The following is a 13,344-nucleotide window of genomic DNA, read 5'->3' on the forward strand; positions in this document are numbered from 1 at the left end:
GGGTATATGCTTTAGGATTTTCAATTTTAAATTTTATCTATTAATTTTATTTATGGTTTGACTCCTAAGATATCAACCTCAATAATACTAATAAATTCCTAATTTCAATATAATCTTAACACATACTTAATCTAAATACAATATTGGTAAGTATTAATTTTTAGATATAATTCATTTAGAAAATTGGATATTTATAATCTAAATATGTTTTTGTATAAATTTTTAATAGCAATTTCCTCATTTAAGTAAAACTTCAAACTCAATTATTGAATCATTATTTTCAGCAATAATTTCAACACTTATTTTTCTCACAACAGTTTCAAAGGTATAATCAAATTTTTTAGTTTCTGCTAATGCTTTTGAAAATTTTTCCTCATCATCAATCTTTCCCACTGTAAGATGAGGCATAAATTCAACCTTAGTTAGAAAATCTGGATAATATCTTTTCAAAATCCCTTTATACAGCTTTCTGTGTAAATTAATGATTTCTTCTTTCCCTCTAATTACATTTAAAAACAAGAAATTTTTTTCTACACCTGTAATATTTTTCAGCTCAATTGAGAATGGGCTACTTCCCTCTAAAGATTTTATTACATGTTTCTTTAAATTCTTTGTTGTTATATCACTTTCAAAGGGAAATATCAATGTAATATGTGGTCCAATGTTTTCAACAACAGGATCATATTTTTTTCTAATACTTTCAATTTTATCTATGTTTTCAAACTCAGGAAAAATTAATATGCTTCTTTTTATCATATTTCCACCTCTTCTATTTAAAAATCAGAACAATTACAGTTCTTGCCGAATTTCGGATGACATAAAATTTCATTTCTATTATACCCATATAATATTGTTTTCTCCTTTTTTTCTTAATTACCTTTCTCAACTAAATTTTACTGACCAAACAAGCTTAAAATTAATAGTATATTATAACACCTTATATCTATATGAAAGGAGCTTTATTATATGTCCGAAAATAAATCAATTACATCTTTAGATGACATGAGAATAAAAAATGGTCCTAAAAAACTTAATACCTTTTTTAAAGAATTGATAAATACAAACTTAAATGAAGCAATAGGTTATATTAATGATGAAAACCTATCATACACTACACTATATATTTTAAAAGAAGAATTTGAAAAAGAAGATATGTTCACTCAATTGAGCATAAGAAATAAAATTGCTTTAGATCTTACTAATGAAATAATTAATAATGAAAACAATAACTCTATAAATGATTATTCATCATCTAAATACGTTCAGATGACTAACTCAACTTTAAAATGGATTCTTGAAACAGGCGCAGAAAATGATGGATATAATAATGAATTTGATAGAATATTAGACATCTCATCGATCTTATTGACAAGGGTTTTTAAGGAAAAAGAAATACTCCCCCTTATAAATACTTTAATCTTTGATAGGTATAAAAGAGGAGCCTTGATTCATGACCTTATATGGGGATATTTTGAATCAAAAGACCCCCATTGTCTTTATTTTGTTGGTGAAAAGCTTAAATCAGAAAATATGAAAGAAGTGGAATTAGCTTGTAGTCTACTTAAGTTCATTCCTGAATTAAATTTAGAAATCAACAATTCTGAGCATTTATATTTGACCTTCATTCACTGGTTTGAAGAGAACATTCAATTTTTAAAATTCACTGGTGAGAGCTTTCAACAAACTAGTAATCCTGAGCCTTTTGTCATTGACATGGAATCTAAATATCTATGCAAGACTGCCACAAATATATGTGATGACAGCAAATACCATAGATTGAGTACAAATGAATCTACCCAAATAGCTAGCTTCAATAAGCTCGATAGCAACTCTAAGTCCTTTCTAGCAAACTTCTCTTATAGAATGAGGAAGAAAAATATTTATTGGTGGAATTCATGGATGAAAAATTCTATAGAAGACCAATTGAAAATAGCTCGTACTAGAAGGGGGTTGGTATAATGATTATCATAAATGGGAATGAAATTAACACATCTAGCATACTCCAAAACTACCCTCAAAATAGTATCCAAGAACATATAATTCAAATGCTTTCTGAAAGCGAAGATACCTATAGATATAACACTCTTGATCAATTAAACTTTGAATCAAATTTGCGTTCTAGTACTGTAGATGCTGCAATAAGCCTTCATAGAAGTAGATTTTCATTTAAAGTATTTAGGGAATCCCGATGTAATCCTAAATACTGGGAACGTACAAATGAAGGGGGATTTATTCTTAAAGATGGTGTTGAGGCTTCAAAAGGAATTAATGATATCTATATAAATAGCTCTATGTATGGAACTGAGTGTGCTACTGCCATAGTTATTGTTTTTTATAAAGCTGTGCTAGATGTATTCAAGGATGATGCGTTCAACAGTATATTCCCTAAGATTCATTTGATGAACTGGCACTACATGGATCCAAAACTAGGAGTCAATGTTTATAGAAATCAATCAGAATATCTACCTGGAGATTGTAGATATGTCAAAAACCCTGATGTAGATCCACTTACCCCTGAATGGCAAGGTGAAAATGCTATTGATTTGGGAAATGGTAGATATTACGGACATGGTATAGGAATAAGGAGTATGGATGAAATTATTAGAATCCTAAATAGATTTAGAAAAGAGGATGCAACCGAGTCTGCGTACCTTATGGATTCTGCAACACGCCCTGATTACAATCGGCTAGAAAGATTATATAACAACTATATTCGTTAGTTCAATTATAGTATATAAGCTTTATTATATGTAATTACTAATGTGTATAATACTATTCCACAAATTATAAAAAGACAGTGGATAATCATTCACTGTCTTCTAATTTTCCCCGATAAATATCAAAACACTAGAGTTTATTCCTTAAGGTTAATAATTATGTTTATATTAGTCATCATTTTGAATGATATCTTTTATAAAAACCTTACCACAAAACTCTAACTTACGTTCATAGTCAAGTTCTACAAAATCTGTAGGTTTAACTGTCTCTGGTTTTTTACTAAAATAATCAAGTCCAGCTCCCTTTAACATAGTGTAGATAAATTGTGAACAGAACATTATATTTCTTTTATGGGAGTATTTTAAAAATAACCCAATTACATTATAAGAGCTACCTTCTTCATTAATTTTTTTTATTTTATCTAAAATCTGCTTTTTCTGATCATATGTAGCTTCAAGTCTATAAATTAGTACATTAGCGTCTTCTTTTTGATATAGAAAATCTAGAGTTTCTACATTTAATCCAGGAGAATAAATTTTCTCTCCTCCATTATATGAAACTATGGTTTTTAGCTCTTCGTCAAAGGATAATGACGAATGCGAATAATGCTTATTAGTAACCTTAGCTATAGTTTCTCCTGCTATACTACCTGTGCTAGATAAAACAATATATATATATCCATTGTTAAGAGTTCCTTCTGCAGCTTTAAAATATTCTTCTCCTAAGGAATGTTGATTAACGTAATTAAAGGTATTATGACGGGGTAAATCCATTATCATCTTTGTTATGTCAAACACTACATTCCTCTCAGTCTTTGTACCTGCATACTTTTTCGCTCCACTAACTACCCCTTTAGATAATTGCCCAAAAACCTTTTTAACATCATAAAAACTATAGTTTTTCTTTGGTGATCTTTTATCTTCATTGTTATATCTAGTTATTATTTTAATTTTTTGTTTAGCTACTCTTATATTTAAAGGAAATCCTGGCCCTTTTTCGCCATCTAAATCTGTACTTACATCAGCATCTGAATCTACAAACAGTCTATTAGTTCTAAAATGAATAACACTTGGATTATTTACATGCTCACCATTTATAACTGCCAAAAATAATGATACCATCTTATATATGGGGCATTTTTTGAAAATAAACACCTCTAAAACTCCATCATTTATCGATGCAGAAGGTGCAATATTACTAAATCCACCAGCGGATTTCCCATTCATTATTAACATAAATAGTATTTTACCTTTATATTTTAATTCTTTGCTCTTTATTATTATATTAAAGGCTCTTAATTTAGGTAATTCGGTAATACCTTTTAGATAATAGGCCATGACACCCATGCTATTTTTTGTCTCTACCCCAACTTTTTGACTAATATCTATCAATCTTCCTAAACTAGCCACATTAACAAAGTATTCATTATTTATACAACCAATATCAGAATATGTATAATTATTTCTTAATAATATTTCAGCATTCTCCTCAACTATATTTGGTAAATTAAAGTATTGAGCATATCCATTAGATGTTCCTACGGGAATTATTCCTAAAGGTATATTAATATTATATTTTATGAGACCATTTACCACTTTATTAATAGTTCCATCCCCACCTGCTACAATTATTTTCTGATACTCTTCTTCATTAATTTTTGCAATCATACTATCTAGTGACTGATCATTTGATGTCCTATAAAACTCCACTTCAAAACTCTTAGATTGAAACCTATCTAACATATGATCTAAGTAATTTTTAAAAGTACCATCGCCAGAAATAGGATTATATATTAGTTTAATTTTCATTAATTCACCTCCCCCATGGTAAATTATCTCCTAATTTTTCTTTTAGTATAATTAATTTTAATAATTATGTAATTTTCCATTCATATAAATTTTATAATATTAAAAGTAATTATTCAATAATAATATAAACCCACGATCTACAAATCGCAGGTTTATACATTCTCTATATAATCATCAATTATATTATCAATCTCTTTTAAGATATCAGTTATATCATGTTTCCTCTCAACTATACAATTTCTCGCAGGATTATCACATATTAAACATTTTCTTTCTTTTATTTGATTATCTTTACGACTATATATTCTCTTGTCCTTATCCATAATATCAATATCCATAATTCTTCCTAAAGGATGACTTTCTTCCAATTTAATTGATAAATCCTTCAATTTATCTGGTGCTTCCTTGGATATTAAATATACCACTGGCCCATCAAAAGATACTTTTATCTCTTTATTAACTATATGATACTTTTTCTTATTTAGAGTCTTGATAAAATGACTAAAGAACAGACTGTGAGCTTTGATATATTTAGGTTTAGTTTTATCTGGACCAGGTATATTCATTGTTATGGTTATTACCGATGTCTTATATATATCAGCTAATTGACAACGATTTAACCATCTTTCCTCTCTAGCTTTAAGTATTAAGTTTAGCATACTACCTCCTTAAATGACACTTTTTATAATATCAAGAACTGTTCCATCTCTGTATATTACTTTTCCTACTGTCTTATCTCCAACGATTATGGAATTTGGTTTCCCTGCTATTTTCTCTGCCATTTCTTTTAAGTCTTGAATATCAATTATAGGTAGTCCAGCATTCACTAATTTTTCTTTTAGCATAATATTCTTGGGATTTACTGATATTCCCCTTTCAGTTACTAAAACATCTACTGTTTCTCCTGGTGTAGTAATAGTATGCACCTTCTCCACCACAATCGGTAATCTAGCTCTAAAAAGAGGTGCTACAATCATACAAAGTTTAGAGCCAGCTGCTGTATCGCTATGCCCACCTGAGCCACCTATTATGTACCCATTTGAATCTGTATGTACGTTCACATTAAAAAATTTATCTATTTCTGTAGCTCCAAGTATAACAATATCTAGATTATCTACTGCACACCCTTTAGGTGAAGGGTTGGCATAAAATGAAGCTGATATTTCTTGATGGTTAGAATTTTCTCTAAGTGATTCTATAGCTGCTAAGTCAAAACACTGCACATCTAGTAAGCCCTCAAAAAGTTCTTCTTCTAAAAAATTCACCATATATCCAGTAATTCCACCTAAACCAAAGCTACCCTTAATATTTTTTTCCTTTAATATCTTTTTAAGATAAAAAGCTGTTGCTAATGATGCACCTCCTGCACCTGTCTGAAATGAGAAACCATCCTTTAACAATCCTGAATGCTCAATCACTCTTGATGCATATCGAGCAATAGTAAGTCCAACAGGATCACGAGTGATTTGAGTTGTCCCTGATACAATTCCTTTTGGGTCACCTATACTGTTTAATTGAACTACGTAATCTACTTCAGTTTGAGAGATGGAAATAGGTGTAGCAGGATAGTCTACTAGGTTATCTGTTACTGCAATAACTTTGTTAGCATACATAGCATCTGAATAGGCATACCCAAGAGAGCCACATGCTGAAGGACCGTTTATTCCATTCATATTACCTTCTCTATCACATGTAGGTGCAGCTATAAAAGCAATATCAATTTTAATTTCATTATTTTCAATAGCTCTAGGTCTTCCTCCATGGGAGTGAAAAATAACTGGTTTATCCATAATCCCTTCTGAAATAGCTTTGGCAACAGGACCACTCATATAATTAGTTGTTATTTCAGTAACAACACCTTTCTTTATTAAATCTACTAAGGGCTCATGTACTGGAAAAATTGCACTTGGAGCTATCTTTATGTTCTTGAATCCCAACTTATCTATTGCTCTCATTACGTCATTTAAGACAAAGTCACCGTTTCTTAAGTGATGATGGAAAGATACTGTCATACCATCTTCTAGACCACATATTTTTATTGCTTCCTCTAGTGAATTAACTAGCTTGCTCATTAGTACCTTCCTCCTTTAACATTTTCAAATATACTAATTACATATTTCGCCCTCTCAACTATTGGAGCATCTATCATCTGACCATCCAGTGAAATAACACCTTTGCCTTCTTTCTCTGCTTTTTCTATAGCTTCAATTACCCTCCTAGAATACTCTATCTCTTCATATGAAGGAGTAAATATTTTATTTATCTCTTCCACATGCCTAGGTGAGATTGCAGCTTTACCATCAAATCCCATATCTTTAGCTATTTTTGAATCTTTAATCAAACCTTCTTCATCATTAATATCTGTATATGGAGTATCTATAGCTTGTATATTTGCTGCTTTTGCTGCAATTACAACTCTTGAACGACTATAAAATATTTCTTTTCCTTCAACAGTCCTTTTTGCCCCTAAATTAGCTGTTAAATCCTCTGCTCCTAGGAATAAGGCGACTACTCTTGAACTAGCCTTTGCAATTTCAAATGCATTTTCTACTCCAAGAGCTGATTCAATCAAGGGTATAAGCTTTATTTCATTTTTGACTAAGTTATCTCTTTCTTCTATTTTCGTAATATAATTTTCAATTTCTATAATATCTTCTTTAGATTCTATCTTTGGTGGCATAATTATATTAGGATTTTTAGGTATTATCATGTCTAGATCCTTTTGCCAAAAGCTAGTGTTAATGGCATTTATCCTAATTATAATCTCAGTTCCATTATAATTTAGTGTTTCCAATGCATTCCTAACTAGTATCCGTGCCGAGTCTTTTTCTCCTAATGATATGGCATCTTCTAAATCAAAGATAACAGAATCTGCACCTAAAACACATCCATTAAAAAGCATTCCTGGATTATTTCCCGGTACAAATAGCATAGTTCTTCTTATTCTTGCCATTTATCTTCCCTCCTCTGCTCTAGATAATGCTGTTTCAAGCCTTGCTCTAAGGGTACAATCAAGGGCACCTCTATCTTGGACATGAATATCTCCACTTTCTACATTAAACTCATTTAGCATATCATCTATTATTTTCTTAATTCGATTAGCAAACTGCTTCTGTACTATGCTTTCTAAATTAATAAAAAGTTTATCATTATCAGTCGGACGTAATGTGACTAAAACATCATTAGACTCCAATGAACCTGCCATAACTACATTTTGTATCTTCATCAATTTCCCTCCCCTAATGTCTTGAATCACTAGCTTTTATTTTCTTCCTAATTTTTTCAGCCTCTTTCGAAATAACAAATCTATAGGTTGTTTCTGGCAAAAACCTTTTAGTTTCTTTAACCTTACCTAACCTGATCATTTCCCTTACTTTAGACGCACTAACTATATCCCCATTAACCTTAATCCTAGGTATTTCTTTTACTTTAATACCAAATCTCTCTAATTTATTTTTCATACACTCGTTATAATAAGAGGTGACTTCACAATATGGTTCAGTCCCTACATACCTATTTGCTATATTTAACTCAGGTGCTATATGCCTGACAAAAATATCTAAATCTAGCTGTGCATGGGCCTTTACTAGCTCATCCTCTCTAGTAAAATAAGATGGAAAAGTAAGGGATGAAATAATATACTGCCCTCCAGGTATTATTGATATATTTTTAATATGCTTAGTTCCCTCTTTAATAAGTTTTATCCTTATGTCGTAGGGGAAGAGAGAACAGTCCTCTTCAACCACAATAATATATAACCAAGGGCTTTCCTTTGCTGCCTTCTCAATTAATTCTAAATGACCAATGGTCATAGGATTTCCATTCATAACTATGCATGAAGTCTCTTTTGGTTTATCTAATGATAATTTTCTTAATGATTCTTTAAAATCCTTGATACCTTTTGAAGACCACTCTAATAGCACAGCCAGTTCACATTGACCTATCTTTTTAAATCCATAACTTTCAAAGTTTATTGACTGATTAGGCTTTGTATAAACATATATTTCATCATTATCCATTTCTAAAGTCTTTTTTATTAAATGGGTTATGATTTTACCTAATATTCCTTCTCCCTGAAATCTGCAGTCTACCCCTATACCTTGAAAAGTATTACCTGAAATTGATCCAATACCTACTATTTCCTTGCCATAGAATACGCCTACCGTATAGTCTATCTTCTTAGGTAACTTTAAGCCTAAATTTTCTAAGAAAGATTCAATTTTACTAACGTCTAATATCCGTCTCTCAATAAACACAAAATCCCTCCATAACATAACTAAGAATGCCAAATAATTTGACTTTAAGAAAAATGTAATCTCATAAGTCATTTTTATCTAGGATACAAACTTGCAATGATATATATAACTTGTAAATATGTAATTTCCTCGTTATATATACATTTCTTATTTATTTATTACTTTTTAACATTTTTCTTTTTTATATAATACTGCTTTATACCACCTTCAGCTATCATATCTAGAACAAAGCTCGGCAATTTCTCTCCAAATATTTCTTTACCTGTTGTAATGTTTTTAATTTTACCTTCTATTAGATGCACCTCTAGCTCGTCACCCTCATTAACAAAGTCTAAAATACCTTGACATATTATTAACGGAAGTCCTAGATTTATAGAATTTCTATAAAAAATACGAGCGAAGGATTCTGATATAATAGCACTCACTCCTACTGTCTTTAGAGTAATTACAGCATGTTCTCTACTTGAGCCACACCCAAAGTTTTTATCTGCAATAATTATGTCTCCTTTATTAAATTTCTCAGAAAAATTAGGGTCTACTCCTTCCATTGCATGACTAGCAATTTCCTGTGGTTCTACAAGCTCAAGATATCTTCCAGGATATATCTGGTCAGTATCAATATTCTTACCATAAACTAGAGTTTTTCCCTTTAATACAGTATTCATTTCAACTTTCCTCCTTACATAATCACTATATTTTCAAATAGTCCCTTGGATCTGCTATACATCCATTTATGGCAATAGCCGCAGCTGTAGCAGGAGATACTAAATAGATATCTGCTTCTGTACTTCCCATTCTCCCAGGAAAGTTTCTACTAGACGTAGTTGCGCATACTTCTCCTGGTGCTAATAAACCTTGATGTGTTCCTAAGCAAGGACCACATCCTGGACTTGAAAATGTTGCACCTGCCCTTATTAAAGTAGAAACATAACCTTTCTCCACTGCTTTTTCCATAATTTCATTAGAAGCTGGGATTATAACTAATCTTGTTTTTTTATTAACTTTGTTATCCTTAATTACCTGTGCAGCAATTTCAATATCTTCTAGCCTTCCACCTGTACAAGTCCCTATAAATACTTGGTCTACCTTCATCCTTTTTACATTTCCTATATCAGTTCCATTATCAACACTATGGGGTAAGGCAATCTGAGGTTCAAGATTACTTATATCAAATTGATATACTTCTGAGTATTCAAAGTCAGAGTCAGTTTCAAACACCTTAAAGTCTTTAATTCCTCTATCATTAAGATATTTTAAGGTTATTTCATCGGGTTGGATATATGAAGTCTTTGCTCCCATTTCAACAGTCATATTACAAAGTACCATTCTTTCCGATATATTTAGATTTTTCAAAGTATCTCCAGTAAACTCTATTGCTTTATACACTGCAATATCAGTGCCTAGCTCTCCTAAAATATGAAGTATGATATCCTTTGCCATTACGCCTCTTTTCAGATTACCTTTTATTTCAATTTTAATTACCTCAGGCACCTTAAACCATAACTCGCCAGTTAACATGATGCTGGCAAGGTCTGTGGCTCCAACACCCGTTCCAAATGCTCCAAATGCACCATGAGTGGTGGTGTGAGAATCTGTTGCGACTAAAATCATTCCAGGATAAACTAATCCTCCCTCAACCATTACTTGATGACATACTCCTGTGTTTACATCAAATAAATGTTCAATCTCCTGATTCCAGACAAATTCTCTCATTTCTTTTTGATTAGATGCAGATAATATTGAAGGAGCTGGAGCATAGTGATCAAGCACAAATGCTATTTTACTTGGGTCCCATACCTTATCTCCTCCCATCTCATAGAAAGATTTGATAGTTTGAAGATATAAATCGTTTACCTCTGCTAAGTCAATCTTTGCATTTACTATTTCTCCAGCTGAAACATCCTCTTTTCCCGATGCTTTAGCAAGAATTTTTTCTAATGCATGCATTATATTTCCCCCTTAATATTACGAAATTAATTAAAATAAGAGAACAGATATTGACACCTGTTCTCTGCTCCCTTATTATGCTGTATGCCCGTTATAATGTTCTACATAAATAACTTCAATAATGCAGTGGCCAGTATTATTATGAATGCTCCACCTAAACGGGATGAAATTTGAGCAAATGGCATTAATTCCATACGATTAGAAGCTGATAATACTGCAACGTCTCCAGTTCCACCCATATTAGCCATACATAACCCTGCTGTTATTGAGGATTCTATAGGATAGAATCCTAATAGCCTTCCAATGAAACCAGAACCTAAAGCAGCACCTAGTATTGTTACTGCAACCAAAATAACATATTGGAAAGTAAAAGAATCAATAATTGCTGCTAAATCGGTATAAGCTACTCCTATTCCTACTAATAGTGTAGGTGTTAAGTTAGCCATAATAAATCTGAACCATTGGAATGCTCCCAACTCATATTTCTCAGGCAATATTCCTAAAGCTTTTATTACTGCAACAGATATAATCATAAGTGCATAATAGTGAATTGGTATGAACTCACCTAAAATCTTACCAAAAGCAAAGAATGTTGTGGAAAGAAGTAATCCAATCCCCATTAGCTTATATTCAATTGCCACAGGGGCTTTTTCTTCAGCCTTAACTTCCTCTTTTTCTTGAGATATTAATAATTTACCATTACCAGTTAAACTCTTTTTTGTTTTTCCAAGCTTGTCTAAAAGTCCTGCTACTACTATCGCAATGGCATTCCCCAATGCAAGGGCAGGAATCATCTTTGATAACATGGCTGTTACATCTAAGTTCAAGGTTGTTCCAAATATTTCTGATAAAGGAACTGCACCAGCTCCCATACCACCACCCATTATTGGGATACCGATATAAAGTATTGCTTCTTTAGCACCATAACCAATTATGGCTCCAACTATAGCAACTAATCCTAACGCAGTAACTACCCCACCTAAAATCGCTGGTAGATATCGCACAGCAGCTTTAATAAGAAGTTTTCTACTCATGCCAAGTAGACTACCTGTGATTAGTGCTGCAATGTAGAAATTTAGGAACCCTTCTGCTTTCATAAAGCTAGTCATGATTTCTCCTGAAGTTTCTGGTAGCACGCCATAGGTAACAAGTGCAGCAGACCCAAATATGACTACTATTGGTCCCCCACCAAAGAAGTCTTTAATAATCGGAGTTCTATTACCTATTTCATTTAATATAGCACCAATTACCATCATCAATGGGAAGGCTCCTATCATACCACCTGGTAATACCTTCATGTAAGTAGCAATAAGAACAACAACAGTAATAATTGCAAAAAGTCCAATAGGAAGTCCCATGATTCTAAAACCTTCATTCTCTTTTCTGTTTAGCTTATCAACCTTTGTTGACATAACTTTTCCCCCTTAGTTTTATTTTATATTCTTGCAACTCCAGTTTCCTTAGCAGCTTTAGAAACCGCAGTAGATACTCTTTCAACAATTCTTTTGTCAAAGGCATCTGGGATAACATAATCTTCTTTAAGCTCTTCTTCACTTATAATACTTGCAATGGCATAAGCGGCTTGGATTTTCATTTCTTCATTTATATCCTTAGCCCTAGCATCTAAAGCTCCTCTGAAGATTCCTGGAAATGCAAGTACATTATTAACCTGATTAGCAAAATCTGAACGTCCTGAGCCATATACTCTAGCTCCTGAATTCAAAGCCAAATCAGGCATAATTTCTGGTATTGGGTTAGCCATAGCAAACACAATTGCATCTTTATTCATGGATGCAATCATATCTTCACTTACTATATTCCCCGCGGATACACCAATAAAGATATCAGCTCCAATCAGAGCATCCTTCAATAAACCTATATTATTTTCTTTATTAGTTAATTTTGCAAGCTCTTCTTTATACCAATTATTGCTTTGTGATCCTTCATACAAGATACCTTCCTTATCGCAAACTAGAATATTTTCTGCCCCCAAACCAATCAACATCTTTACTATTGAACCACCTGCTGCACCAGCTCCATTTACTACTATTTTTACATTTGCTATTTTTTTCTTAACTAACTTTAATGCATTAATAAGTCCTGCTGTTACTACAACAGCTGTGCCATGCTGGTCATCATGAAATACAGGTATATCTAGTTCTTCCTTTAGCCTATTTTCTATTTCTACACACCTTGGTGCAGCAATATCCTCAAGGTTGATTCCTCCAAATGTCGGCGCCATAAGCTTAACTATTTTAACAATTTCTTCTACATCTTTTGTTGCTAAGCAAATTGGAAACGCATCGACGTCTGCAAATTCTTTAAACAATACCGCCTTACCCTCCATTACTGGCATAGCTGCCTCGGGACCAATATCTCCTAATCCTAATACTGCTGTCCCATCTGTTACTACTGCTACAAAATTTCCCTTTGAGGTATATCTGAAAACATTTTCCCTGTTTTCAAAAATTTTTCTACAGGGCTCTGCTACCCCTGGTGTATAAGCTGTACTTAAATCCTCTCTGTTTTTAACAGGAACCTTAGATATTACATTCAACTTTCCTTTCATATCCTCGTGCATTTCCAAACTTTTTTCTGCGTAATTCATCTTCTTC

At 32.3% G+C, this 13,344-nt stretch carries 13 protein-coding genes; 2 read left to right on the forward strand and 11 right to left on the reverse strand.

Going from position 1 to position 13,344, the window contains the following annotated elements; genetic code table 11:
* Positions 1-237: 237 nt before the first annotated feature.
* A complete protein-coding gene (locus JMO20_RS08840) occupies positions 238-756 on the reverse strand; it encodes a 2'-5' RNA ligase family protein (RefSeq protein WP_202709218.1) in 519 nt (172 codons plus the stop codon).
* 210 nt (positions 757-966) lie between these two features.
* On the opposite strand from JMO20_RS08840, the gene JMO20_RS08845 reads away from it, so the two are divergent.
* Both JMO20_RS08845 and JMO20_RS08850 read left to right on the forward strand, forming a co-directional pair.
* Positions 967-1,959, forward strand: a complete 993-nt coding sequence (locus JMO20_RS08845; protein WP_202709219.1) for a hypothetical protein — start codon at positions 967-969, stop codon at positions 1,957-1,959.
* Positions 1,959-2,720 (forward strand): protein-glutamine gamma-glutamyltransferase, encoded by a 762-nt coding sequence (locus JMO20_RS08850; RefSeq protein ID WP_202709220.1) that lies wholly within the window; start codon positions 1,959-1,961, stop codon positions 2,718-2,720. Before JMO20_RS08845 ends, JMO20_RS08850 begins: the two co-directional genes overlap by 1 nt.
* 165 nt (positions 2,721-2,885) lie before the next feature.
* Here JMO20_RS08850 and JMO20_RS08855 read toward each other — a convergent pair whose 3' ends face one another.
* The 10 genes from JMO20_RS08855 to JMO20_RS08900 form a co-directional block, all read right to left on the reverse strand.
* A complete protein-coding gene (locus JMO20_RS08855; RefSeq protein ID WP_202709221.1) occupies positions 2,886-4,526 on the reverse strand; it encodes a YegS/Rv2252/BmrU family lipid kinase in 1,641 nt (546 codons plus the stop codon).
* Between the two features lie 152 nt (positions 4,527-4,678).
* On the reverse strand, positions 4,679-5,185 hold the full coding sequence (citX, locus tag JMO20_RS08860) for a citrate lyase holo-[acyl-carrier protein] synthase (RefSeq protein WP_202709222.1): 507 nt from the start codon (positions 5,183-5,185) through the stop codon (positions 4,679-4,681).
* Positions 5,186-5,194: 9 nt separating this feature from the next.
* On the reverse strand, positions 5,195-6,598 hold the full coding sequence (gene citF, locus JMO20_RS08865) for a citrate lyase subunit alpha (protein WP_202709223.1): 1,404 nt from the start codon (positions 6,596-6,598) through the stop codon (positions 5,195-5,197).
* The gene (locus tag JMO20_RS08870) at positions 6,598-7,479 is read right to left on the reverse strand and encodes an HpcH/HpaI aldolase/citrate lyase family protein (RefSeq protein ID WP_207753473.1); all 882 of its coding nucleotides are present in this window, start codon (positions 7,477-7,479) and stop codon (positions 6,598-6,600) included. Before JMO20_RS08870 ends, citF begins: the two co-directional genes overlap by 1 nt.
* Positions 7,480-7,752 carry a citrate lyase acyl carrier protein gene (gene citD, locus JMO20_RS08875; RefSeq protein WP_202709224.1) on the reverse strand — a complete coding sequence of 91 codons (273 nt, stop codon included), beginning with the start codon at positions 7,750-7,752 and terminating at the stop codon, positions 7,480-7,482. It lies immediately after the preceding gene.
* A 13-nt stretch (positions 7,753-7,765) separates the two neighbouring features.
* Entirely contained in the window at positions 7,766-8,782 is a 1,017-nt protein-coding gene (gene citC / locus JMO20_RS08880; protein ID WP_202709225.1) for a [citrate (pro-3S)-lyase] ligase, read from the reverse strand.
* A 158-nt stretch (positions 8,783-8,940) separates the two neighbouring features.
* Positions 8,941-9,447 (reverse strand): 3-isopropylmalate dehydratase small subunit, encoded by a 507-nt coding sequence (locus tag JMO20_RS08885; protein ID WP_202709226.1) that lies wholly within the window; start codon positions 9,445-9,447, stop codon positions 8,941-8,943.
* A 25-nt stretch (positions 9,448-9,472) separates the two neighbouring features.
* Entirely contained in the window at positions 9,473-10,729 is a 1,257-nt protein-coding gene (locus JMO20_RS08890) for a 3-isopropylmalate dehydratase large subunit (RefSeq protein WP_202709227.1), read from the reverse strand.
* Positions 10,730-10,830: 101 nt separating this feature from the next.
* A complete protein-coding gene (locus JMO20_RS08895) occupies positions 10,831-12,141 on the reverse strand; it encodes a 2-hydroxycarboxylate transporter family protein (protein ID WP_202709228.1) in 1,311 nt (436 codons plus the stop codon).
* A 23-nt stretch (positions 12,142-12,164) separates the two neighbouring features.
* Positions 12,165-13,337 (reverse strand): NAD(P)-dependent malic enzyme, encoded by a 1,173-nt coding sequence (locus JMO20_RS08900; RefSeq protein WP_202709229.1) that lies wholly within the window; start codon positions 13,335-13,337, stop codon positions 12,165-12,167.
* Positions 13,338-13,344: the final 7 nt, after the last annotated feature.

The organism is Sporosalibacterium faouarense (assembly GCF_016765695.1).
Taxonomy (GTDB): Bacteria; Bacillota; Clostridia; order Tissierellales; family VENL01; genus Sporosalibacterium; species Sporosalibacterium faouarense.

What these genes read in the sequence shown, in the direction of transcription:
- JMO20_RS08855 (WP_202709221.1), bottom strand. Translation starts at nt 4,526, where the DNA reads ATGAAAATTAAACTAATATATAATCCTATTTCTGGCGATGGTACTTTT.
- citX (WP_202709222.1), bottom strand. Translation starts at nt 5,185, where the DNA reads ATGCTAAACTTAATACTTAAAGCTAGAGAGGAAAGATGGTTAAATCGT.
- citF (WP_202709223.1), bottom strand. Translation starts at nt 6,598, where the DNA reads ATGAGCAAGCTAGTTAATTCACTAGAGGAAGCAATAAAAATATGTGGT.
- JMO20_RS08845 (WP_202709219.1), top strand. Translation starts at nt 967, where the DNA reads ATGTCCGAAAATAAATCAATTACATCTTTAGATGACATGAGAATAAAA.
- JMO20_RS08885 (WP_202709226.1), bottom strand. Translation starts at nt 9,447, where the DNA reads ATGAATACTGTATTAAAGGGAAAAACTCTAGTTTATGGTAAGAATATT.
- JMO20_RS08850 (WP_202709220.1), top strand. Translation starts at nt 1,959, where the DNA reads ATGATTATCATAAATGGGAATGAAATTAACACATCTAGCATACTCCAA.
- JMO20_RS08840 (WP_202709218.1), bottom strand. Translation starts at nt 756, where the DNA reads ATGATAAAAAGAAGCATATTAATTTTTCCTGAGTTTGAAAACATAGAT.
- JMO20_RS08890 (WP_202709227.1), bottom strand. Translation starts at nt 10,729, where the DNA reads ATGCATGCATTAGAAAAAATTCTTGCTAAAGCATCGGGAAAAGAGGAT.
- JMO20_RS08900 (WP_202709229.1), bottom strand. Translation starts at nt 13,337, where the DNA reads ATGAATTACGCAGAAAAAAGTTTGGAAATGCACGAGGATATGAAAGGA.
- citD (WP_202709224.1), bottom strand. Translation starts at nt 7,752, where the DNA reads ATGAAGATACAAAATGTAGTTATGGCAGGTTCATTGGAGTCTAATGAT.
- JMO20_RS08870 (WP_207753473.1), bottom strand. Translation starts at nt 7,479, where the DNA reads ATGGCAAGAATAAGAAGAACTATGCTATTTGTACCGGGAAATAATCCA.
- JMO20_RS08895 (WP_202709228.1), bottom strand. Translation starts at nt 12,141, where the DNA reads ATGTCAACAAAGGTTGATAAGCTAAACAGAAAAGAGAATGAAGGTTTT.